The following is a 24,269-nucleotide window of genomic DNA, read 5'->3' as shown; positions in this document are numbered from 1 at the left end:
TAGGCATCAACTATGTATCAAGGTTTACTTAAACAAAAAAAACTGCAGTTATGCAGCCATCCGTTATTTGAAGAAATAACTTCACTTGGCAAGTTACAAATCTTTATGGAAAACCATGTATTTGCCGTTTGGGACTTCATGAGCCTCACCAAACGCCTGCAACGGGACCTGACCTGTACGCAATTACCCTGGCTCCCGCCGACCGACCCGCAAGCCGCCCGCCTGATCAACGAAATCGTGCTGGGCGAGGAGTCGGACGAACACCCCCGGCGCGGTCATTGCAGCCACTTCGAGCTGTACCGCGAAGCCATGCTCGAAGTGGGCGCCAGTACCCACGCTATCGATACGTTCATCACGCTGCAACGTCGGGGCGTCGAGGCCAATGCCGCCCTGGGCCAGGTCGATGTGCTGCCCGGCGTGGCCCGCTTCGTCGCCAGCACGTTGCACATCGCGTTGAATGCGCCCACCCATTGTGTGGCCGCCGCCTTCCTGCACGGCCGCGAAAGCATTATCCCGAGCATGTTCGAACGGCTGTTGCAGGGCAGTGAGATCATCAGAAGCCAGGCGCCAACCTTGGGCGAGTACCTCAACCGCCACATCGAGCTGGACACCCAAGACCATGAGCCAGGGGCGCAGAGGATGCTCCAGGGCCTTACCGACAACGCACCCGAGCGCCAGCAACAGGCGGCTGAAACCGCGGTCAACGCCGTGGAAAACCGCATCAAGCTCTGGGACGACGTACACACCTTGCTGCAACAGGTGCGCCCATGAACATCAGCGCCTACCGCTCCATCGCCGAAGACTGGGAACGCCGCGCCACCATCCGCACACGCCCTCGCCGCCTGCTGGAAAACGACGACAAACTGATCTACCCGCTGTGCCGCCAGCCCCTGGTGCTCAGCGCGACCTTTCTTGAACATTGCCCGCAGTGGCGCGACTTCGTGCTGTTGCAAAGCTTCTACAAATTCATCAATGACGTGGTGATTTTCGAAACCGAGATCGTCGACAGGACCGCGCGCAACATCGCCAAGAACCGTTTCGCCCTGCCCTTCCCCCTTGTGTGTCGCTATGACGCGATGACCGTCGTGGTGGACGAGGACTATCACGCCCTGGTCGCGCTGGACTTCCTGCAACAGACCGTGAAGATGACCGGTATATCACCGCTGGATCTGCCCGGGCAGATCGAACTGAGCCGCGCCCTGCCGGCGGCGCAGGCGCAAGCCCCGGCGCACCTGCGCGATGCGGTGGAATTGATTGCCGTGGCCATTGCCGAAAACACCGTGACCCATGACGTGGCGGCGTTTTCCAGGGATGACAGCGTCAAGGCCTCCATCCGTGGCTTGATGGCCGATCACCTGTTCGACGAAGGGCGCCATGGGCAGTTCTGGACACGCCTGGTGCGCCTCTATTGGCAGGCGGCAAGCCCGGCTGACCGCGATAGCATTGCGCCGGTCTTGCCCATCTTTCTGGCGCATTACCTGACCAACGAGCTGCAAAAATCCTTCGACCTGCAACTGATCGATCAGTTGGACGTCAGCGCTGACGTTCGCCATGCGCTGCGGGCCGACATGGCGGCACTGGAGTTCCCCATCACCCGCCACCACCCGCTGATCGGCAACATCATGGGCTTTCTGCAACACAGCGGTTTGCTGCAGACACCGAGCGTGGCCCTGGCATTGGCCGACTATCTGCCGGTGGCCGGGAGAGCGGCATGAGGCGCCTGACAATTGGATGGTTGGGTATCAGCCGTGCCCTGGATGCGGTGAGGCTGGAGCTGGAACAGTATGGTCATCTGTCGGGGCATGACGCTGCCGACCTGGTGATCGAGGACGGTAGCGAGTCACTGCCCGCACACCTGGCCGCCACTCCACGCATCAGCCTGCGCCTGGGCGTCGGCCCGCTGACGGAGCATGGGTTGCCGCGGCTGCAGTTACGCGCTTATGCCGCCGGCCAGCGCTTGCTGGCCGTGCTGGACCTTGCCGAAGCGCCCAGCGGCAATGGCCAGCGACTGCGCCTGCAAGCGACAAGCGCGCTGGTGGAATGGGTCGCCGTGCTGGTCAGCGGCTTCGCCCGCGACCCGGAGTATTGCCCCGCCGCGGCCGGCACCAATGCCTGGCCCGAACACAGCTTGCAAAAGCTGGAGGCACTGGCGTTCGTGCATCGGTTCAATCACACCGCCGATGTGCAATTGCTGCAGGCAGCGCAGGTGCCGATGATCGAACGACTGCAGGCCAGCCTGCTCACCTTCGCCGCACGACCGGCGCTGAACATTGCCGGCCGTGTACTGACCTACCGGCAATTGCACGCTCAAGCACGGGCGATCCAGCAACGCCTCGGCCCACTGCTGGAAGGCCTGGAGGTACCACCGGTGGTCGGGGTGTGCCTGGAAAAAACAACGGCGTTGTATGCCAGCATTCTTGCGGTGCTGGGCTGCGGCGCGGTTTACCTGCCGCTGGCACCGGATCATCCGGCGCAACGCCAACAGGCCATGCTGGACAGCGCGGGAGCCAGGCTGTTGCTGGATGATGGCGGCCACCCACTGCGCGAGCACTTCGTTTCATTGGATGTCAGTGCGCTCGATCAGCACGACACGTCACCGTTGCTGCAGCATCGCCCCTCCCCCGATGCGCCGTGCATGGTGCTCTTCACCTCGGGCACTACCGGCCGCCCCAAAGGCGTGTTGCTGAGCCAGAGCAACCTGGCCCATTTCACCGCCTGGTTCGGCGGCTGCATGGGGCTGGACGAGCAGAGTCGGGTACTGCAGTTCGCTTCGTTGAGCTTCGACGCCTCGCTGATGGATATCTTCCCCAGCCTGATTGCCGGCGCCGAGTTGATTGTCCCAAGCGAGGCGCAACGACGCGACCCGCAGCAGCTGGTAGAACTGATCCGCCAGCAGCGGCTCACCCATGCCTTCCTGCCACCGGCGCTGCTGAGCATCCTGCCGCTGGACCAACCGCTGGGCCTGACGCACCTGCTGACCGGCGGCGATGCCTGTGAACCCTATGTGATCGAACGACTGGCCGGCCAATGCCAGTTGCACAACCTCTATGGCCCCACCGAAGCCACGGTGCTGGTCACCCATCGCACGTTGCGGCCCGGGGACAGCAATCGCAACGCCGGCCGTCCCATCGCCAACAGCCAGGTGCTGATACTCGATGAGCATTTACAGCCGGTGGACGAACAGGTGATGGGCGAGCTGTACATCGTCGGGCCGGGCGTGAGCCTGGGGTACTTGAACGCAACACAACTGCACGACGACCCTTTTGTCGAACTGGTACTGCCGGGAGGACAACCCGTGTGCGCCTACCGCAGCGGTGATTACGCAAAGTGGACCGGCGACGGCATCGAGCTGGGCGGGCGTCGGGACGAGCAAGTGAAGATTCGGGGGTTTCGAGTCGAACCCCAGGAGATCGAACAGTGCCTGCGTGCCAGCCGCCTGTTCCGCCAGGTGGCCGTGGTGATCGACGATGATCGCAGGATTCGCGGTGTGGTCGCCCAGCCGGAACCGGGTGCCACGATGGACGACCTCAAGCAGCATGCACGGCAGTGGCTGCCTGATTACATGCAACCCGAGCGGTGGATCGAACTCGCCGGCCTGCCTTACGCGAGCAACGGTAAAGTCGATCGCCAGGCCTTGTTGCAACTGCCGGTGCAGCGCCCTTCGAATCACACCGCAAAGGCCGCGCAAACGCCGCTGCAGGTTGAGCTGTTGGGGCTGTGGCATGAGTTGTTGCAGCTTCCTACGGGCACGTTGTCCATCGATGACAGCTTCTTTAACGTCGGCGGCCACTCCATTTTGCTATCGAGCCTGCTGCTGCGGGTTCGCGAACAATTTGGTCGCAGCCTGCCCCTGAACAGCTTTTTTGAAATGCCGACCATTCGCACGCTCGCGGCGCTGCTGGAGGACGGCCCGCGCGCTGCCGCACCCGTCGGCCAGGCGGTTCAAGACGCGCAGCGGGAACCGGCTTTTGAGGTGCTGCCCGAGGACCGCGCCGGTGATCGTCGCAAAGTGATCGTGACGGGGGCCAACAGTTTTATCGGGGTCCACATTGTCGAAGCCTTGCTGGCCGGCGGTGCGACCGAAGTGGCATGCCTGGTGCGGGAACTGCCGAACCAGCCGGCAACGGTACGGTTCACCCAGGCGTTGCAGGAGTACCGCCTGGAACATCTGGACCTGAGCCGGGTGCAGGTGTACGCCGCCGATGTCAGCCAGCCTGGCCTGGGCCTGGCCGCCGAGGTGTACGAGCGCCTCGCCAGGGACTTTGGCGTGCTGGTGCATAACGCGGCGCGGGTCAACCATGTGATGGACTACGCGTCGCTGGTGAAAGACAACGTCGACCCGGTACTCGAATGCGTGCGCCTGTGTGAAACCCACAGCAAAAAGGTCTTCAACTTCATCTCGACACTCTCGGCATGCAGCGCCATCGACGCCGCGGGACAGGTCCTCGAGTCGCCTGCTGCGGCGACACCGCCGATCTACATCAAGAATGGTTACAACCTGTCCAAATGGGTGGCCGAGCGGCTATCGGCACGCGCGCTGGAGCAAGGTGCCTGGGTGAATATCTATCGTCCGGGCAATATCAGTTTCAACAGCCAAAGCGGTGTTTGCCAACCACAGAAAAATCGCCTGATGCTGATGCTCAAGGGCTCGCTGCAGTTGGGCCTGGTTCCGCGCTTAGCGGTGAACTTCGACCTGATGCCGGTGGACTTTTTTGCACGCTTCATCGCGTTCCACTGCGCTCATTTCGCAACCGGGCGCAGCGTGTACAACCTGCATAACCCACAACCCCTGAGCTGGGAGCAGTACCTCGATGCATTCCGCGACGCCGGCTACACATTCGAGCGGGTCAGTGTCGCGCAGTGGCAACGGCAACTGCGAACGGTGGGCCGCGAAAATGCGCTGTTTGGCGTGCTGGGTTTTTACCTGGACGGGTTGGGTGAAGACATCGGCGATACGTCGATGATCCGTCACGACAACGCACGCCGGGGCGTGGAAGAAATGGGTAAGCCGTACCCCGAGAAAAGCCCCGCGCTGTTAGGCAAAGGCTGCGACTACCTCAAGGCCATCGGCTTTCTCTGAACCGCCTCAGGACAACCTCATGAAACCGTTGCAACCCGATACATTGATCCGCAACCCCCGGGGCACACCAGTGGTGGCCTCTGTCGTAGTCACCTGCGAGGCCGCCAGGCTGTGGGGCTTGGTGGGGGACTTTGCAGGCTTTGATGCGTTCATTCCCGCCTTGTCGCACATCGAAATGACCGGCACCGGCGTAGGCGCTTTACGCACGAAGTATTTCCACGATGGCCATTGTGCGGTGGAGCAGCTCAACAGCCGTGACGAAGAGGCCATGTTCATGACCTGGACCACGGTCTACAACACCTTGGGCGTGGCCCGCTTGTGGGCGGCAATGCGTGTGGAGCCACTTGGCTTCGGATGCTCCAGAGCGACCTGGACGCTCATCGGCGAACCGGTCGACACCGCGCAGGAAGGGTTCGAACACTTTATGCAGAACTTCGCCGACGGCGCCCTGGAAAATGTCCGACAAATGCTCGGCTAAGCAGTAGGAGCGAGAGGCCTCGCTCCTATGCCGTTGAGGTCAGATCTTGAAACTGTCGACCAGTTGTTTCAAGCGGCTGGCCTGTTGAGACAACGCGTCACAGTCCTTCAATGTTTCATTGAGGTTGGCCACGCCTTGCTGGTTCAGCAGGTTGATCTGGTTGATGTCGACATTGAGGGTTTCCACCACCGCGGTCTGCTCCTCGGTGGCGGCGGCGACCGACTGGTTCATGCCGTCGATTTCAACAATCCGCTGCGTCACGCTGATCAGGCGCTCACCGGCCTGGTTGGCGACTTCGACGCTCTCTTCGCTGGAGGTCTGGCTCGCGTTCATGGTGGTCACCGCTTCACGCGAACCCACTTGCAGCGAAGTAATCATTTTGTGGATTTCCTCCGCCGACTCCTGGGTACGGTGAGCCAGGTTGCGCACTTCATCGGCGACCACGGCAAACCCGCGACCCGCTTCCCCGGCACGGGCGGCCTCGATCGCGGCGTTGAGCGCGAGCAGGTTGGTCTGCTGGGAGATGCCTTTGATCACATCGAGAATGTGGCCGATGTTATCGGTGCTGGCGTTCAAGGTTTCGATCTGGGTGCAGGACAGGCTGATCTTTTGCGACAGTTCCGACATCGCCAGGATGGTTTTCTCCACCACTTTGCGCCCATCGTCAGCCTGCTCGCTGGCACCACTGGCGTGCTGGGAAGCGTCAGCGGCGTTACGCGCGATTTCCTGGGTAGCGGCGCCCAGTTCGTTGATTGCCGCCGCTACGCTGTTGGTGCGCGCGCTCTGCTCGTCAGAACCGACGATCGAGGCGTTGGACGACGCCATTACGCGCTGGGACAAGTCATGCACCTGGCGCGTTGCCGAGGACACCTCTGAAATCGAGGCGTGGATACGCTCGACGAACTGGTTGAAGGCACTGCCTACCTCGCCAAACTCATCTTTGCTGGTCACGTCCAGGCGGCGGGTCAGGTCACCCTCACCCTGGGCGATGTCCTGCATGGCAACGCCCATGGTGGTCAGCGGCCGCAGCAGTACTTGGATCAGCAAGCTCAAGAGCACCGCAATCGCCACCACGGCAATCAGCATGGCAATCAGCGCGGAGGTGCGGAATTTACCCAGGGGTGCGTAGGCTTTGTCTTTATCAATCGACAAGCCGATGTACCAGTCCGCACCTGGCAAGCCGGCGATAGGGGTGAAGGACAGAATGCGATCCTGACCGTTGAGGACAACATCCTGGTTAAGCTTCTCGATGCGGACGCTGGTGCCTGGGTAGATGTCCTTGAGGTTCTTCATCACCTGGCCCTGATCGGGGCTGACGATGACCTGACCGTCGCCGCTGACCAGGAACGCATGGCCGATGCCGCCGAAGTCTACCGAGTTGATGATCTTCACCAGCGTTTGCAGGCTCAGGTCACCACCGACCACGCCCAGCAACTCGCCGTTCTTTTTCACCGGCATGGCGATGGTCACGATCTGCCCACCCACGGCTGCCATGTAAGGCGGGGTCAGCATCGGTTTGTCAGCCGCCACGGCTTGCTTGTACCAAGGACGCTGGCGCGGGTCATAGCCATCGGGCATTTTTGCGTCGGGACGTTGGGTGAACACGCCGTTGGTTTGGCCGACGTAAGTGAACTGGAAGTTCGAGGTGAGTGCGGGCTGATCAACCAAGCCTGGAAGATCTGCAGCACTGCCCTGGTGAGCCATGTTTTGTGCCAGGTTTTCGAGTATCAACACGCGGCCACTGAGCCAGTTCTGCACACTGCTGGCGGTGAGTTCTCCGGATTGCTGGATGGACGACTCCAGGTTCTGTTTGATGGTGCTGCGCTGTAAGTAATCGTTGTACAACGTGAATAACGCGAAGGCCAAGACCACGACGCCTGACGCGGCCAACAGAATTTTATGACTGAACTTTAGATTCATTTCATCGACTTCTTTTGCCAAAGGGGGGGAGCGTGCTGGGTGGAACATTCCATGTAACGCCTGGGCAGACGCTTGATCTGCTCCAAATCGGTGCACGCATGGCTCGTCAGGCTTTCGGCCAAATGAAGTGGAATCTTAAGGATTTGTCAGAAAGATCCTCTTTTTGAGTGGGAAACAGACCGGCGGTACAAGCAAGGCGTCCGAAACTGCAAAGTCTTGCAGTTTTCCAGGACGGATGAGCATCGATCAGATGCAGGGAGTCGGCTGAGCAGATGTGCGACCAAAGCAGACCTCTTAAACGACAAAACCCCTGTCTGCGCAAGCAGACAGGGGTTTCGGAATTTAATCTTGACGATGACCTACTCTCACATGGGGAAACCCCACACTACCATCGGCGATGCATCGTTTCACTGCTGAGTTCGGGATGGGATCAGGTGGTTCCAATGCTCTATGGTCGTCAAGAAATTCTGTGTACCAGACCGTTGCCTTGGCAACGCTCCAGTGAAATTCGTGGACTTCTACTAAAACAAAACCCCTGTCTGCGCGAGCAAACAGGGGTTCTGGAATTTAATCTTGACGATGACCTACTCTCACATGGGGAAACCCCACACTACCATCGGCGATGCATCGTTTCACTACTGAGTTCGGGATGGGATCAGGTGGTTCCAATGCTCTATGGTCGTCAAGAAATTCGGGTACTGAGTCGTGGCCAGCTGGCCTCGCTTCAGCAAATTGGGTATGTGATAGCTTTCGGTGTTTTGTAAGAGTCGAACTTTCGGTTCGTTTCGTCTTCACACACCGCAATCTGGTCTCTTTCGAGTTCGCAAATTGCTTGGGTGTTATATGGTCAAGCCTCACGGGCAATTAGTATTGGTTAGCTCAACGCCTCACAGCGCTTACACACCCAACCTATCAACGTCGTAGTCTTCGACGGCCCTTCAGGGGACTCAAGGTCCCAGTGAGATCTCATCTTGAGGCTAGTTTCCCGCTTAGATGCTTTCAGCGGTTATCTATTCCGAACATAGCTACCCGGCAATGCCACTGGCGTGACAACCGGAACACCAGAGGTTCGTCCACTCCGGTCCTCTCGTACTAGGAGCAGCCCCTCTCAAATCTCAAACGTCCACGGCAGATAGGGACCGAACTGTCTCACGACGTTCTAAACCCAGCTCGCGTACCACTTTAAATGGCGAACAGCCATACCCTTGGGACCGGCTTCAGCCCCAGGATGTGATGAGCCGACATCGAGGTGCCAAACACCGCCGTCGATATGAACTCTTGGGCGGTATCAGCCTGTTATCCCCGGAGTACCTTTTATCCGTTGAGCGATGGCCCTTCCATACAGAACCACCGGATCACTAAGACCTACTTTCGTACCTGCTCGACGTGTCTGTCTCGCAGTCAAGCGCGCTTTTGCCTTTATACTCTACGACCGATTTCCGACCGGTCTGAGCGCACCTTCGTACTCCTCCGTTACTCTTTAGGAGGAGACCGCCCCAGTCAAACTACCCACCATACACTGTCCTCGATCCGGATAACGGACCTGAGTTAGAACCTCAAAGTTGCCAGGGTGGTATTTCAAGGTTGGCTCCACGCGAACTGGCGTCCACGCTTCAAAGCCTCCCACCTATCCTACACAAGCAAATTCAAAGTCCAGTGCAAAGCTATAGTAAAGGTTCACGGGGTCTTTCCGTCTAGCCGCGGATACACTGCATCTTCACAGCGATTTCAATTTCACTGAGTCTCGGGTGGAGACAGCGCCGCCATCGTTACGCCATTCGTGCAGGTCGGAACTTACCCGACAAGGAATTTCGCTACCTTAGGACCGTTATAGTTACGGCCGCCGTTTACCGGGGCTTCGATCAAGAGCTTCGCGTTAGCTAACCCCATCAATTAACCTTCCGGCACCGGGCAGGCGTCACACCCTATACGTCCACTTTCGTGTTTGCAGAGTGCTGTGTTTTTAATAAACAGTCGCAGCGGCCTGGTATCTTCGACCGGCATGAGCTTACGGAGCAAGTCCTTCACCCTCACCGGCGCACCTTCTCCCGAAGTTACGGTGCCATTTTGCCTAGTTCCTTCACCCGAGTTCTCTCAAGCGCCTTGGTATTCTCTACCCAACCACCTGTGTCGGTTTGGGGTACGGTTCCTGGTTACCTGAAGCTTAGAAGCTTTTCTTGGAAGCATGGCATCAACCACTTCGTCATCTAAAAGATAACTCGTCATCAGCTCTCGGCCTTAGAATCCCGGATTTACCTAAGATTCCAGCCTACCACCTTAAACTTGGACAACCAACGCCAAGCTGGCCTAGCCTTCTCCGTCCCTCCATCGCAATAACCAGAAGTACAGGAATATTAACCTGTTTTCCATCGACTACGCTTTTCAGCCTCGCCTTAGGGACCGACTAACCCTGCGTCGATTAACGTTGCGCAGGAAACCTTGGTCTTTCGGCGTGGGTGTTTTTCACACCCATTATCGTTACTCATGTCAGCATTCGCACTTCTGATACCTCCAGCAAGCTTCTCAACTCACCTTCACAGGCTTACAGAACGCTCCTCTACCGCATCACTTACGTGATACCCGTAGCTTCGGTGTATGGTTTGAGCCCCGTTACATCTTCCGCGCAGGCCGACTCGACTAGTGAGCTATTACGCTTTCTTTAAAGGGTGGCTGCTTCTAAGCCAACCTCCTAGCTGTCTAAGCCTTCCCACATCGTTTCCCACTTAACCATAACTTTGGGACCTTAGCTGACGGTCTGGGTTGTTTCCCTTTTCACGACGGACGTTAGCACCCGCCGTGTGTCTCCCATGCTCGGCACTTGTAGGTATTCGGAGTTTGCATCGGTTTGGTAAGTCGGGATGACCCCCTAGCCGAAACAGTGCTCTACCCCCTACAGTGATACATGAGGCGCTACCTAAATAGCTTTCGAGGAGAACCAGCTATCTCCGAGCTTGATTAGCCTTTCACTCCGATCCACAGGTCATCCGCTAACTTTTCAACGGTAGTCGGTTCGGTCCTCCAGTTAGTGTTACCCAACCTTCAACCTGCCCATGGATAGATCGCCCGGTTTCGGGTCTATTCCCAGCGACTAGACGCCCTATTAAGACTCGCTTTCGCTACGCCTCCCCTATTCGGTTAAGCTCGCCACTGAAAATAAGTCGCTGACCCATTATACAAAAGGTACGCAGTCACCTAACAAAGTAGGCTCCCACTGCTTGTACGCATACGGTTTCAGGATCTATTTCACTCCCCTCTCCGGGGTTCTTTTCGCCTTTCCCTCACGGTACTAGTTCACTATCGGTCAGTCAGTAGTATTTAGCCTTGGAGGATGGTCCCCCCATATTCAGACAAAGTTTCTCGTGCTCCGTCCTACTCGATTTCATGACTAAGAGATTTTCGCGTACAGGGCTATCACCCACTATGGCCGCACTTTCCAGAGCGTTCCGCTAATCTCAAAGCCACTTAAGGGCTAGTCCCCGTTCGCTCGCCACTACTAAGGGAATCTCGGTTGATTTCTTTTCCTCAGGGTACTTAGATGTTTCAGTTCCCCTGGTTCGCCCCTTACACCTATGTATTCAGTGTAAGGTAACCATCTTATGATGGCTGGGTTCCCCCATTCAGACATCTCCGGATCAAAGTCTGTTTGCCGACTCCCCGAAGCTTTTCGCAGGCTACCACGTCTTTCATCGCCTCTGACTGCCAAGGCATCCACCGTATGCGCTTCTTCACTTGACCATATAACCCCAAGCAATCTGGTTATACTGTGAAGACGACATTCGCCGAAAATTCGAATTTCTCAATTAAGAGAACTCACAAATTTTACCTTAGCCTGATCCGTTACCAGTGAAAGTAACGTTCAGTCTATCTTTCTATCACATACCCAAATTTTTAAAGAACGATCTAATCAAAGACTAGAAATCAACATTCACCATCATCACGATGGAATGCTCATTTCTAAGCTTTTAACTTCTAGAAGCAGTAGTGGTGGAGCCAAACGGGATCGAACCGTTGACCTCCTGCGTGCAAGGCAGGCGCTCTCCCAGCTGAGCTATGGCCCCGTATTTCTACAGGTTCCCACACAAAATTGGTGGGTCTGGGCAGATTCGAACTGCCGACCTCACCCTTATCAGGGGTGCGCTCTAACCAACTGAGCTACAGACCCAATTTCGGGCTGCTTCTTATCGTCTTCTTCAATGAATCAAGCAATTCGTGTGGGAACTTATGGAGCAGCTGATGTCGTCGATTAAGGAGGTGATCCAGCCGCAGGTTCCCCTACGGCTACCTTGTTACGACTTCACCCCAGTCATGAATCACACCGTGGTAACCGTCCCCCCGAAGGTTAGACTAGCTACTTCTGGTGCAACCCACTCCCATGGTGTGACGGGCGGTGTGTACAAGGCCCGGGAACGTATTCACCGCGACATTCTGATTCGCGATTACTAGCGATTCCGACTTCACGCAGTCGAGTTGCAGACTGCGATCCGGACTACGATCGGTTTTCTGGGATTAGCTCCACCTCGCGGCTTGGCAACCCTCTGTACCGACCATTGTAGCACGTGTGTAGCCCAGGCCGTAAGGGCCATGATGACTTGACGTCATCCCCACCTTCCTCCGGTTTGTCACCGGCAGTCTCCTTAGAGTGCCCACCATTACGTGCTGGTAACTAAGGACAAGGGTTGCGCTCGTTACGGGACTTAACCCAACATCTCACGACACGAGCTGACGACAGCCATGCAGCACCTGTCTCAATGTTCCCGAAGGCACCAATCTATCTCTAGAAAGTTCATTGGATGTCAAGGCCTGGTAAGGTTCTTCGCGTTGCTTCGAATTAAACCACATGCTCCACCGCTTGTGCGGGCCCCCGTCAATTCATTTGAGTTTTAACCTTGCGGCCGTACTCCCCAGGCGGTCAACTTAATGCGTTAGCTGCGCCACTAAGAGCTCAAGGCTCCCAACGGCTAGTTGACATCGTTTACGGCGTGGACTACCAGGGTATCTAATCCTGTTTGCTCCCCACGCTTTCGCACCTCAGTGTCAGTATCAGTCCAGGTGGTCGCCTTCGCCACTGGTGTTCCTTCCTATATCTACGCATTTCACCGCTACACAGGAAATTCCACCACCCTCTACCATACTCTAGTCAGTCAGTTTTGAATGCAGTTCCCAGGTTGAGCCCGGGGATTTCACATCCAACTTAACTAACCACCTACGCGCGCTTTACGCCCAGTAATTCCGATTAACGCTTGCACCCTCTGTATTACCGCGGCTGCTGGCACAGAGTTAGCCGGTGCTTATTCTGTCGGTAACGTCAAAACAATCACGTATTAGGTAACTGCCCTTCCTCCCAACTTAAAGTGCTTTACAATCCGAAGACCTTCTTCACACACGCGGCATGGCTGGATCAGGCTTTCGCCCATTGTCCAATATTCCCCACTGCTGCCTCCCGTAGGAGTCTGGACCGTGTCTCAGTTCCAGTGTGACTGATCATCCTCTCAGACCAGTTACGGATCGTCGCCTTGGTGAGCCATTACCTCACCAACTAGCTAATCCGACCTAGGCTCATCTGATAGCGCAAGGCCCGAAGGTCCCCTGCTTTCTCCCGTAGGACGTATGCGGTATTAGCGTCCGTTTCCGAACGTTATCCCCCACTACCAGGCAGATTCCTAGGCATTACTCACCCGTCCGCCGCTCTCAAGAGAAGCAAGCTTCTCTCTACCGCTCGACTTGCATGTGTTAGGCCTGCCGCCAGCGTTCAATCTGAGCCATGATCAAACTCTTCAGTTCAAACATCTTTGGGTTTTTAAGAAACCCTAAACTTGGCTCAGCAATCGTTGGTTACATCTTTGATTTCTCGCGGAGTAACTTGTGATGCTGATAATCTTGTTGACTATCAGTCTGACTCCACAAGCACCCACACGAATTGCTTGATTCAGTTGTTAAAGAGCGGTTGGTTAAGATCTTTCGTCTCAACCGAGGCGCGCATTCTACAGCAGCCTCATTTGCTGTCAAGTGATTATTTTCAGAAGTTTTCAAAGTTTCCTTTGTAACTTCAACCACTTGCGCTTCCGATCTCTCGTTAGCGGGAGGCGAATTCTACAGCGTTACACGCTGCTGTCAACACCTCTTTTTCTCCGCTTTCGACCGAGAAGATCGAAACGTTAATAGAGCCAAACAACCCTGCTCTACCAACTCCTTCCAGGCCTCGATGAACTGAAGCAGGCCGCTGTCGAATCTTGCGTAACTCTTTGTTTACCAAGGAGTTTTCCGTTTCGACTGCGCCGGAAGTGGGGCGAATTATAGACGTCCAGGATTTGCCGTCAACCTTTAATTTCGCTTATCTATCCAATAGTTCGGATTGGCTAAAAAACAACCAACTTTCTTCTATATAGAGCCCTTAATGACGCTCTATATAGAAGAGAGGACTCAGATCACCCCAGCTTCTTTTAAAGCAGCCACATTCGCCGGCATCAACCCCAGCACTTCCTGCAACACCCTGACCGTATGCTCACCCAATAAAGGAGGCGCGCTGCGGTATTCCACAGGGGTCTTGGATAGCCGTATGGGACTGGCAACCTGAGGCACCATCCCCGCCAGTGCGTGAGGCAACTCAATCGCCAGCCCGCGCGCCTTGACCTGGGCATCCGCGAATACCTGCGCCAGATCATTGATCGGCCCGCACGGCACGCCGACTCGCTCCAGTTGCGACACCCATTCAGCCGTCGTCTTGAACACCGTCGCCTGGCGAATCAAGGGAATCAGTTCCGCGCGATTGGCCACCCGCACCTTGTTGGTCGCGAAACGCGGATCATCCGCCCACTGCGGCTGACCTGCCACCTGCGCAAACTTACGGAACTGCCCGTCATTCCCCACCGTCAGGATGAAGTCGCCATCGGCCGTGGGAAAATCCTGATAAGGCACGATATTCGGATGCGCATTGCCCAAGCGCTTTGGCGGCACGCCTGTCGTCAGGTAGTTCATCGCCTGGTTGGCCAGACAAGCCACCTGCACGTCCAGCAGCGCCATATCAATATGTTGCCCGCCGCCATCACGCTCGCGATGAGCCAGCGCCGCCAGGATCGCCACCGCCGAATAGAGCCCCGTAAGGATGTCAGTCAACGCCACCCCCACTTTCACCGGGCCCGCCCCCTCATCACCCTCCGGCCGCCCCGTCAGGCTCATGAGTCCGCCCAACCCCTGGATCATGAAGTCGTAGCCCGCACGCGCCGCATAAGGCCCCGTCTGGCCAAACCCCGTGATCGAGCAATAGATCAACGCCGGGTTGACCTCCTTCAGCGAGGCATAGTCCAACCCATACGCCGCCAGGCCGCCCACCTTGAAGTTCTCGATCAGGATGTCGGACTTGGCCGCCAGGTCACGCACCAGCTTCTGCCCCTCCGGCTGCGTGAAGTCGATGGTCACCGACTCTTTGTTGCGGTTGGCCGACAAGTAATACGCCGCTTCACTGGTGTTCTCGCCATACGCGTCCTTGAGGAAGGGAGGCCCCCAGGCACGCGTGTCGTCACCATTGCCCGGCCGCTCGACCTTGATCACTTCGGCCCCAAGGTCCGCGAGGATCTGCCCGGCCCAAGGGCCCGCCAGTACTCGCGACAAATCCAGTACCCGCAGATGCGAAAGCGCGCCCATGCCCGTGCTCCTATTAATAGAACGCCTGAAGACCGGTTTGCGCGCGCCCCAGAATCAAGGCGTGTACATCGTGGGTACCTTCATAGGTGTTCACCACTTCCAGGTTGACCAGGTGACGCGCCACCCCGAACTCGTCGGAGATACCGTTACCGCCCAGCATATCCCGCGCCATGCGTGCGATATCCAGCGACTTGCCGCAGGAATTGCGCTTCATGATCGAAGTAATTTCCACCGCCGCAGTGCCTTCATCCTTCATCCGCCCCAGGCGCAGGCAGCCTTGCAGGGCCAGAGTGATCTCGGTCTGCATGTCCGCGAGCTTCTTCTGGATAAGCTGGGTCGCCGCCAATGGCCGACCGAACTGATGACGATCAAGGGTGTACTGGCGAGCAGTGTGCCAGCAGAACTCGGCAGCACCCAGCGCGCCCCAGGAGATGCCGTAACGAGCGGAGTTAAGGCAGGTGAAGGGGCCTTTCAAGCCACGCACATCCGGGAAGATGTTCTCGTCAGGCACGAACACGTTGTCCATGACGATCTCGCCGGTAATGGAAGCCCGCAGGCCGACCTTGCCGTGAATCGCCGGAGCGCTCAGACCTTTCCAGCCTTTCTCCAGGACAAAACCGCGGATATCGCCGGCATCGTCCTTGGCCCACACCACGAACACATCGGCGATCGGGCTGTTGGTGATCCACATCTTGGCGCCGGTCAGACTGTAGCCGCCATCCACCTTGCGTGCCCGGGTAATCATCGCGCCCGGGTCGGAACCGTGGTTAGGCTCGGTCAGACCGAAGCAACCGATCCATTCACCCGACGCCAGCTTCGGCAGGTATTTCTGTTTTTGCGCTTCGGTGCCGAACTCATTGATCGGCACCATGACCAGCGACGACTGCACACTCATCATCGAGCGATAGCCGGAGTCGACTCGCTCGACCTCACGCGCAATCAACCCGTAGCTGACGTAATTCAGGCCACTGCCGCCGTACTGCTCGGGAATCATCGCGCCCAACAGGCCGGTTTCGCCCATCTCACGGAAGATCGCCGGGTCGGTCTTTTCATGGCGGAAGGCTTCGAGCACCCTTGGCGCCAACTTGTCCTGGGCGAATTGCTCAGCACTGTCGCGCACCATGCGCTCTTCTTCGGTGAGCTGTTGATCCAGCAGCAGTGGATCGATCCAGTTGAAGCTTGCCTTGCCAGCCATGAATAAGTCCTCGCAAAAAAATCAGAAGTCGTGGATGCAGACTAGGCTCGGCAAGCGCAGAGGGCAAACGAGGTTTTTGCATAGGCTTGTGCTAATTTCTCACTCCGTAACGGCCGAGAAGGGCGAAAACGCGCCTTATAAGTGAGAACAAGGTACATGCGCAGAAAAATCCCCAGCACCACCGCCCTTGTCAGCTTTGAAGCTGCAGCCCGCCACGAGAGCTTTACCAAGGCGGCGCAGGAGCTTTCCATCACTCAGGGCGCCATTTGCCGACAGATCGCCAGCCTCGAGGAGTTTTTAAGTGTCGAGCTGTTTCGACGCTCGCGGCGTGGGGTCAAGCTGACGGAAGCAGGCCTGTCGTATAGCCGTCGGGTCGCCACGCAATTGGACGCGGTGGAACGCGACACCTTGTCCGTCATGGGACAGCAGGGCGCGAACGTCATCGAGCTGGCGGTGGTGCCGACCTTTGGCACCCAATGGCTGATCCCTCGTCTCAAGGACTTTCAGCGCCAGCACCCGGAAGTCACGGTCAACCTCACCAACCGCACGCGCCCCTTCCTGTTTGCCGACACCGAATTCGACGCCGCGATCTATTTCGGCGATGCCGACTGGTCCGGTACCGAATCCCACCGGCTGATGGGAGAAAACCCGGTCCCGGTGTGCAGCCCGCGCTTACTCGGCAGCCGCGCGCACTTCAGCCCCCAGGAAATCGCGGAACTGCCGCTGCTGCAGCAGACCACGCGGCCCTATGCCTGGCGCCAGTGGTTCAACGCGCAACAACTGAACATACCTCGCGACATGACAGGCCCCCGCTACGAGCTATTCTCGATGTTGTCCCAGGCCGCCATGCATGACATGGGCATTGCGCTGATTCCACCGTTCCTCATCCAGCGCGAACTGAACGAGCACCAACTGGTGATCGCGAGCCCTGAAGCACTGAGCAGTTCGAAGGCGTATTACCTGATGATTCCTGACAGGAAAGTCGAATCGGCATCCCTGCACGCCTTCAGGGACTGGCTGATCGACCAGTCCCAGCGCTACAGCCCTGTAATCTAAAGACGAAGTGCCATTTATTGACCATGTAGTCAGCTAAAATAATATCCTACAGATATATCTATATGTCGCATTTAAGAAAACTGTACCTGTTCGGCGAGAATGAGGCTACAAGCCATGATTCTCATGGCTTGTAGCGACTATTACCGACCAATGCCCGGCTATTCACAACGGCGATTGCAAAACTACCGAAAAAACAAAACAAACCATTAACCACTTGTATTTAAAGGTTTTTTCTCAAAGCGTTGCGACAATCAGTCACAGGGTGACTTGTAGTTAATTTTTCGTCACCCGTCATAATCCCTTGTAAGGTCGTAAAGTTCGCCTGCAAAATGCCGCGCCCCGCTGTCATTTCAGCGGGATCGTGCTGATCGGCCGCCCCAGATGCGCCACTCACGGTGCGCTGGCCTTTTTACAATAAGATCAAAAGCAAAAAGATCATGCAGGAGATTTCACGTGCACATTGGTGTTCCTCTCGAAACCCAGACCGGTGAAACGCGGGTGGCTGCCACCCCGGAAACCATCAAGAAGCTGATCGGCCAGGGCCATAAGGTCACTGTACAAAGCGGGGCGGGCATTAAAGCCAGCATCGTCGACAGTGCCTATGAAACGGCAGGTGCAACCATTGGCAGCGCCAGCGATGCATTTGGCGCGGAGCTGATCCTCAAAGTGGTTGCCCCCAGCGACAGCGAACTGACGCTGATCAAAAGCGGCACCGTGCTGGTGGGCATGCTCAATCCGTTCAGCAACGAAACCATCGCCAAACTGGCCGAGCAGGGCATCACGGCCTTCGCGCTCGAAGCCGCGCCGCGGACTTCGCGGGCCCAGAGCCTGGACGTGCTGTCGTCCCAGGCCAACATCGCCGGTTACAAGGCCGTGTTGCTCGCCGCCCATCATTACCCACGCTTCATGCCGATGCTGATGACTGCCGCCGGTACGGTAAAAGCCGCGCGCGTGTTGATCCTCGGCGCTGGCGTCGCGGGGCTGCAGGCCATCGCCACGGCGAAACGCCTGGGTGCAGTGATCGAAGCGTCTGACGTGCGCCCGGCCGTGAAGGAGCAGATCGAATCCCTCGGCGCCAAGTTCGTCGACGTGCCTTATGAGACCGACGAAGAGCGTGAATGCGCCGTCGGCGTCGGCGGTTACGCACGGCCGATGCCGACCAGCTGGATGCAACGCCAGGCCCTGGCGGTCCACGAACGCGCCAAGCAGGCCGACATCGTCATCACCACCGCCCTGATCCCGGGCCGCAAGGCTCCGACCCTGCTCAGCGCCGACACGGTTGCCCAGATGAAGCCGGGCTCAGTGGTGATCGACCTTGCCGCAGCCCAGGGCGGCAACTGCCCGCTGACCGTCGCCGATCAGGTGGTGGTGGAAAACGGCGTGATCATTTGCGGCCCGACCAACCTGGCGGGTGCCGTCGCCGCCGACGCATCGGCCCTGTATGCGCGCAACCTGTTGGACTTCCTGAAGCTGGTCTTCAACAAGGAAGGGCAGTTTGAAATCAACCTCGAAGACGACATCGTTGCCGCGTGCCTGATGTGCCGCGACGGCCAAGTCATCCGCAAAAACGCCTAAGCAGGGATTCAGACGATGGAAGAGCTTATCTCCCCCGGTATCTACAACCTGATCATCTTTGTGCTGGCGATTTATGTCGGTTACCACGTGGTCTGGAACGTTACCCCCGCACTGCACACGCCGTTGATGGCGGTGACCAACGCAATCTCGGCGATCGTGATCGTCGGCGCCATGCTGGCCGCTGCGCTGACCGTGACTCCGCTGGGCAAGACCATGGGCACGCTGGCTGTGGCCCTGGCGGCCGTCAACGTGTTCGGCGGCTTCCTGGTGACTCGCAGGATGCTTGAGATGTTCAAGAAGAAAGCCCCGAAAGTAAAAGAAGAGGCGCCGAAGTAATGAGCATGAATCTTGTCACGACGCTCTATCTGATCGCGTCGATCTGTTTCATCCAGGCCCTCAAAGGCCTGTCGCATCCGACCACTTCGCGGCGCGGCAACCTGTTCGGCATGCTCGGCATGGCGCTGGCGGTGCTCACCACCGTGGGCCTCATCTATAAGCTGGGCGCTGAGCTTGCCACTGCCGGCATCGGCTACGTGATCGTGGGCCTGCTGATCGGCGGCACCGCCGGCTCGATCATGGCCAAGCGCGTGGAAATGACCAAGATGCCGGAACTGGTCGCCTTCATGCACAGCATGATCGGCCTGGCCGCGGTGTTTATCGCCATTGCCGCCGTGGTCGAACCGCAATCGCTGGGCATCGTCAAACACCTGGGCGATGCGATCCCGGCCGGTAACCGCCTGGAACTGTTCCTCGGTGCCGCCATCGGCGCCATCACCTTCTCCGGTTCGGTGATCGCCTTCGGCAAGCTGTCGGGCAAGTACAAGTTCCGCCTGTTCCAAGGCGCACCGGTACAGTTCGGCGGCCAGCACAAACTGAACCTGGTGCTCGGCCTGACTACATTGGGGCTCGGCCTGACCTTCATGTTCACCGGCAACCTCTCTGCCTTCGCGCTGATGCTGGCCCTGGCGTTCGTGCTGGGCGTGCTGATCATCATCCCGATCGGCGGCGCCGACATGCCGGTAGTGGTGTCGATGCTCAACAGCTACTCCGGCTGGGCTGCGGCAGGGATCGGCTTCTCGCTGAACAACTCGATGCTGATCATCGCCGGCTCGCTGGTGGGCTCCAGCGGTGCGATCCTGTCCTACATCATGTGCAAGGCGATGAACCGCTCCTTCTTCAACGTGCTGCTCGGCGGTTTCGGCAATGCGCCGGATGCCGGTGCGGCGGCCGGCTCGAAAGAAGCGCGCCCGGTGAAGTCCGGCTCGGCCGACGACGCCACGTTCCTGCTGACCAACGCCGATACCGTGATCATCGTGCCGGGCTATGGCCTGGCAGTGGCGCGGGCACAGCATGCGCTGAAGGAACTGACCGAGAAGCTGACCCACCGTGGCGTGACCGTGAAGTACGCGATCCACCCGGTGGCCGGCCGCATGCCCGGACACATGAACGTATTGCTGGCCGAGGCCGAAGTGCCTTACGACCAGGTGTTCGAGATGGAAGACATCAACTCCGAATTCGGCCAGGCTGACGTAGTACTGGTGCTCGGCGCGAACGACGTGGTCAACCCGGCCGCCAAGAACGATCCGAACTCGCCGATTGCCGGCATGCCGATCCTCGAAGCGTTCAAGGCCAAGACCATCATCGTCAACAAGCGCTCGATGGCCAGCGGCTATGCCGGCCTGGACAACGAGCTGTTCTACCTGGACAAAACCATGATGGTCTTCGGCGACGCCAAGAAGGTTATCGAAGACATGGTCAAGGCTGTCGAGTAACACTGCGCCAGCGCAATACCCGAAACCCTGGCCTGCAGTAGGCTAGGGTTTTTTATTGCAGCATGAAAACCGACCAAAGGCCCTAAATCACTGCCCGGCATTCGACCATGGTAGCGGGCCGAAAACTTTTGAAATCACTAAACTGCGCACCTTGCCTCCGTATCTCGAGATAACAATCCATGTACCGTGATCGTATCCGCTTGCCTTCGCTGTTGAACAAGGTCATGAGCGCGGCTGATGCCGCCGCACTGATCGAGGACGGCATGACCGTCGGGATGAGCGGCTTTACCCGTGCGGGTGAAGCCAAGGCCGTCCCTCAAGCTCTGGCCGAACGTGCCAAGACGTCGCCGCTGAAAATCACCCTGATGACCGGCGCCAGCCTGGGCAACGATCTCGACAAGCAACTGACCGAAGCCGGCGTGCTGTCGCGACGCATGCCGTTCCAGGTCGACAGCACCCTGCGCAAGGCGATCAATGCCGGCGAGGTGATGTTCATCGACCAGCATTTGTCGGAAACCGTCGAACAACTGCGCAACAACCAGCTCAAGCTGCCTGACATTGCCGTGATCGAAGCCGTTGCGATCACCGAACAAGGCCATATCGTGCCGACCACTTCCGTGGGCAACTCGGCCAGTTTCGCGATTTTCGCCAAGCAAGTGATCGTCGAGATCAACATGGCGCACAACCCGAACCTGGAAGGCCTGCACGACATCTACATCCCGACCTATCGGCCGACGCGCACGCCGATCCCGCTGGTAAAAGTCGACGACCGCATTGGCAGCACCGCGATCCCGATTCCGCCGGAGAAGATCGTCGCCATCGTGATCACCAACAAGGCTGACTCGCCTTCCACAGTGACGCCGCCGGACGCCGACACCCAAGGCATCGCCAGCCACCTGATCAACTTCCTCAAGCAGGAAGTGGATGCCGGCCGCATGACCAACAAGCTCGGCCCGCTGCAGGCCGGGATCGGCAACATCGCCAACGCCGTGATGTGTGGCTTGATCGATTCGCCGTTCGAAGACCTGACCATGTATTCGGAAGTGCTGCAGGACTCGACGTTCGACCTGATTGACGCTGGCAAGCTGAGCTTCGCCTCCGGCAGTTCGATCACCTTGTCGGAGCGGCGCAACAGCAACGTGTTTGGCAACCTGGAGCACTACAAGGACAAACTGGTGCTGCGTCCGCAGGAAATTTCCAACCACCCCGAAGTGGTTCGTCGCCTGGGCATCATCGCGATCAACACCGCGCTGGAGTTCGACATCTACGGCAACGTCAACTCCACGCACGTGTGCGGGACGCGGATGATGAACGGGATCGGCGGCTCGGGCGACTTCGCGCGTAACGCGCACCTGGCAATCTTCGTGACCAAGTCGATTGCCAAGGCCGGGGCGATTTCCAGCGTGGTGCCGATGGTCAGCCACGTCGACCACACCGAGCACGACGTCGACATCCTCGTGACCGAAGTGGGCCTCGCCGACTTGCGTGGCCTGGCGCCACGGGAGCGCGCACGGGTGATCATCGACAACTGCGTGCATCCGGACTATCGCGATGCGTTGAACAAATACTTCAACGCCGCTTGCGCGATTGGTGGCCACACCCCACACGTCCTGCGCGAAGCCCTGAGCTGGCACATTAACCTGGAAGAAACCGGGCACATGCTCAAGGATTGATCGATACACAACCGAGCTGATGCACACAGTTTCATCAGCTCGGTTGCATCACCCCCCTTTCTGGAAAAAACTGTACTGCTGTACCGGTCTTTTCCTACCGAAATATCCCACACCTCTCTTCTAAAATGCCATTTTTGCACTGTTTCAGTGCGGACAGGTACAGTTGCCCCATTTCCGTACAGTACAGCCGCTATAAACAGTTAACTGGCCCCTCACAATACAGGTGAACTGTATCTAGAGAGTCTTGCGCGGGAGGAGGATCATTGGCATCAGTTAAACCACTACCTAATCCCGCCACAAGCGGAAGGATGTCATCATGGAACGTACACTCAGTTCCGATCTGTTCTTTGAAGAAAAAGCTGTAAGCACCCAGGCTTCCCTGCCTCTGCGCGTTATCGCCAACCTGATGCTGTGGCAGCGCCGTATCTCCAGCCGCCATCAACTGGCTCGTCTGGATTCGCGTCTGCTGGCTGACGCCGGTATCAGCGAAGCACAACGCTACGAAGAGCTGAGCAAGCCGTTCTGGCGCTAATGAGCGCCCGCTGGCCCTGACCCACCGGGTCCACAGCCAGCAACCTGATTCGTTAAGCAAAGCCCGCCCCGGGTCACCGGAGGCGGGCTTTGTTGTGTCTGGGCTCGGGTGTTTTCGGCCCCGAACAGATAGCTTGCAAACCAACCAGTACAGTTCGATTGTTATAACAATCGAGCAGTACAATTGAACGCCGGTGTATCTGTATCGGTCGAAACGATCCGCTCAACATGGTCTTCCAAAAAAAAGACCCTGTAAGGCGCTCCCCATGCACCCACCAACCCCGCGCACCACGTTGTTACGCCGCACCGTCGCCACGCTCGCCAGGTGGCGGCAACAGGCCCGAGAACGACACCAACTGGCCCAACTCGACCCGCGAGAGCTGTCCGACGCGGGTATCAGCCCCGGCGAGCGCCATGTCGAGCTGTCCAAGCCGTTCTGGCGTGACTAGACAGTCAAGGCGCTTTTCGAATGGACAGGCCGCGGCTTAATATCCGGTCACCACGTGGCAAACCGTGTAGAACGGGCGTCTGATGCTCAATGGCATCCACATCCGTTTCACAGTGGCCGCTGCGCGCGACCTTATTTGTTCATCTACAGGAGTAACCCCATGTCCCGTCTTCGCCTGCTGAGTGCCGCCGCCCTGTTGGCCCTCGCCGCCAACGCCCATGCGTCCAGCCTCATCGTGACGACCGACTCGATCGTCGGCGCATTGAAAGCCACCTCCGATGCCAGCTCCGATGCCACCTCCTCCCTGCGTGACAACAAGGTCGTGCGCGCCGCCCGTGACGACGCCGCCAGCTTCGTCGCCAGCCAAGGCGCCATTCGTGGGGTCAAACTGGAAAGCGCCCTGGCGCAGATCCGCCAGCAAGCGCCGCAACTGGGCGCTGCGACAGACGCACAACTGGCCCAGGCCATTCTGGCCATCTGAAAACCCGTCGGAACAAGGGCGCGCCAGCCGCTCCCGGATGCCTCGACGCTGGCTCTCGCCCGGGCATTGCGCTAGCCTTGGCGCTCGCTTTCAGTTGTCGAGTCCCATGGCTTTTTCATACCGCCTATTGCTGGTTCCCGTGATGTTTGCTGCTGGCTGGTCGCCATTGGCTTCGGCCTTTGATCTGTCCACCCAGAGCACTGTGGTGAGCGCTTATGCCACCAGCAAAGTGACCTCCGCGCCGTTTGACCGAAAGTGGGTGCTGGCCGCCCAGGATGACGCTGCCGCATTCATTGCCACTGACGGCCGATGGCGGGGGGCTCGGCTGGAATCAGCGCTGGATCGTCTGCGCCGCAGCCAACCAAAACTTAACGCCAGCGACCTTGAACTGGCGCAAGCAATTCTCGTCCAATAATCAT

At 58.0% G+C, this 24,269-nt stretch carries 16 protein-coding genes, 2 tRNA genes and 4 rRNA genes; 13 read left to right on the top strand and 9 right to left on the bottom strand.

The window, feature by feature from the left end; genetic code table 11:
* Nucleotides 1-12 precede the first annotated feature (12 nt).
* Genes MOQ67_RS01935 through MOQ67_RS01920 form a run of 4 tightly spaced genes read left to right on the top strand, consistent with a single transcriptional unit; the run spans nt 13 to nt 5,558 of the window.
* On the top strand, nt 13-771 hold the full coding sequence (locus MOQ67_RS01935; protein ID WP_046385135.1) for a DUF3050 domain-containing protein: 759 nt from the start codon (nt 13-15) through the stop codon (nt 769-771).
* Nucleotides 768-1,715: a diiron oxygenase gene (locus MOQ67_RS01930; protein WP_046483732.1), complete on the top strand. Its 948-nt coding sequence runs from the start codon at nt 768-770 to the stop codon at nt 1,713-1,715. Before MOQ67_RS01935 ends, MOQ67_RS01930 begins: the two co-directional genes overlap by 4 nt.
* Complete coding sequence (locus MOQ67_RS01925; RefSeq protein WP_198718255.1) at nt 1,712-5,080, top strand: amino acid adenylation domain-containing protein; 3,369 nt, start codon at nt 1,712-1,714, stop codon at nt 5,078-5,080. The genes MOQ67_RS01930 and MOQ67_RS01925 overlap by 4 nt, the downstream gene beginning before the upstream one ends.
* A gap of 19 nt (nt 5,081-5,099) precedes the next feature.
* Nucleotides 5,100-5,558 (top strand): SRPBCC family protein, encoded by a 459-nt coding sequence (locus MOQ67_RS01920; RefSeq protein ID WP_104904168.1) that lies wholly within the window; start codon nt 5,100-5,102, stop codon nt 5,556-5,558.
* A gap of 39 nt (nt 5,559-5,597) precedes the next feature.
* Here MOQ67_RS01920 and MOQ67_RS01915 read toward each other — a convergent pair whose 3' ends face one another.
* The 9 genes from MOQ67_RS01915 to MOQ67_RS01875 form a co-directional block, all read right to left on the bottom strand.
* Nucleotides 5,598-7,478 (bottom strand): methyl-accepting chemotaxis protein, encoded by a 1,881-nt coding sequence (locus tag MOQ67_RS01915; protein ID WP_079442568.1) that lies wholly within the window; start codon nt 7,476-7,478, stop codon nt 5,598-5,600.
* Between the two features lie 346 nt (nt 7,479-7,824).
* Nucleotides 7,825-7,940: ribosomal RNA gene (gene rrf, locus MOQ67_RS01910) — 5S ribosomal RNA — on the bottom strand.
* A gap of 109 nt (nt 7,941-8,049) precedes the next feature.
* A 5S ribosomal RNA gene (gene rrf, locus MOQ67_RS01905) occupies nt 8,050-8,165 on the bottom strand.
* Between the two features lie 156 nt (nt 8,166-8,321).
* Nucleotides 8,322-11,213 (bottom strand): 23S ribosomal RNA (locus MOQ67_RS01900).
* A 247-nt stretch (nt 11,214-11,460) separates the two neighbouring features.
* Nucleotides 11,461-11,536: transfer RNA gene (locus MOQ67_RS01895), tRNA-Ala, on the bottom strand.
* Between the two features lie 27 nt (nt 11,537-11,563).
* Nucleotides 11,564-11,640: transfer RNA gene (locus MOQ67_RS01890), tRNA-Ile, on the bottom strand.
* 82 nt (nt 11,641-11,722) lie between these two features.
* Nucleotides 11,723-13,259 (bottom strand): 16S ribosomal RNA (locus tag MOQ67_RS01885).
* The 16S, 23S and 5S rRNA genes sit together here with 2 tRNA genes alongside, the layout of an rRNA operon.
* Before the next feature lie 639 nt (nt 13,260-13,898).
* Nucleotides 13,899-15,119: a CaiB/BaiF CoA transferase family protein gene (locus MOQ67_RS01880; RefSeq protein WP_017849060.1), complete on the bottom strand. Its 1,221-nt coding sequence runs from the start codon at nt 15,117-15,119 to the stop codon at nt 13,899-13,901.
* Nucleotides 15,120-15,132: 13 nt separating this feature from the next.
* A complete protein-coding gene (locus MOQ67_RS01875) occupies nt 15,133-16,314 on the bottom strand; it encodes an acyl-CoA dehydrogenase (protein WP_017849059.1) in 1,182 nt (393 codons plus the stop codon).
* Between the two features lie 156 nt (nt 16,315-16,470).
* On the opposite strand from MOQ67_RS01875, the gene MOQ67_RS01870 reads away from it, so the two are divergent.
* The 9 genes from MOQ67_RS01870 to MOQ67_RS01830 all read left to right on the top strand — a co-directional run bounded on the left by MOQ67_RS01870 (nt 16,471) and on the right by MOQ67_RS01830 (nt 24,265).
* Complete coding sequence (locus tag MOQ67_RS01870; protein ID WP_057004954.1) at nt 16,471-17,370, top strand: LysR family transcriptional regulator; 900 nt, start codon at nt 16,471-16,473, stop codon at nt 17,368-17,370.
* A gap of 453 nt (nt 17,371-17,823) precedes the next feature.
* Complete coding sequence (locus MOQ67_RS01865; protein ID WP_046381520.1) at nt 17,824-18,945, top strand: Re/Si-specific NAD(P)(+) transhydrogenase subunit alpha; 1,122 nt, start codon at nt 17,824-17,826, stop codon at nt 18,943-18,945.
* A 15-nt stretch (nt 18,946-18,960) separates the two neighbouring features.
* Nucleotides 18,961-19,281 carry an NAD(P) transhydrogenase subunit alpha gene (locus tag MOQ67_RS01860; protein WP_003187417.1) on the top strand — a complete coding sequence of 107 codons (321 nt, stop codon included), beginning with the start codon at nt 18,961-18,963 and terminating at the stop codon, nt 19,279-19,281.
* On the top strand, nt 19,281-20,717 hold the full coding sequence (locus tag MOQ67_RS01855) for an NAD(P)(+) transhydrogenase (Re/Si-specific) subunit beta (RefSeq protein ID WP_017849056.1): 1,437 nt from the start codon (nt 19,281-19,283) through the stop codon (nt 20,715-20,717). Before MOQ67_RS01860 ends, MOQ67_RS01855 begins: the two co-directional genes overlap by 1 nt.
* A gap of 179 nt (nt 20,718-20,896) precedes the next feature.
* On the top strand, nt 20,897-22,390 hold the full coding sequence (locus MOQ67_RS01850) for an acetyl-CoA hydrolase/transferase family protein (protein WP_017849055.1): 1,494 nt from the start codon (nt 20,897-20,899) through the stop codon (nt 22,388-22,390).
* Nucleotides 22,391-22,706: 316 nt separating this feature from the next.
* Nucleotides 22,707-22,922, top strand: a complete 216-nt coding sequence (locus MOQ67_RS01845) for a DUF1127 domain-containing protein (protein ID WP_017849054.1) — start codon at nt 22,707-22,709, stop codon at nt 22,920-22,922.
* Between the two features lie 265 nt (nt 22,923-23,187).
* Nucleotides 23,188-23,370, top strand: a complete 183-nt coding sequence (locus tag MOQ67_RS01840) for a DUF1127 domain-containing protein (protein WP_104904172.1) — start codon at nt 23,188-23,190, stop codon at nt 23,368-23,370.
* Nucleotides 23,371-23,529: 159 nt separating this feature from the next.
* Nucleotides 23,530-23,850: a DUF2388 domain-containing protein gene (locus tag MOQ67_RS01835; RefSeq protein WP_104904173.1), complete on the top strand. Its 321-nt coding sequence runs from the start codon at nt 23,530-23,532 to the stop codon at nt 23,848-23,850.
* 106 nt (nt 23,851-23,956) lie between these two features.
* Complete coding sequence (locus MOQ67_RS01830; protein ID WP_026140292.1) at nt 23,957-24,265, top strand: DUF2388 domain-containing protein; 309 nt, start codon at nt 23,957-23,959, stop codon at nt 24,263-24,265.
* Nucleotides 24,266-24,269 lie beyond the last annotated feature (4 nt).

Source organism: Pseudomonas sp. LY-1 (assembly GCF_053502595.1).
The sequence above is the reverse complement of the archived record's forward strand: the minus strand, read 5'-3'. Positions and strand labels throughout refer to the sequence as shown.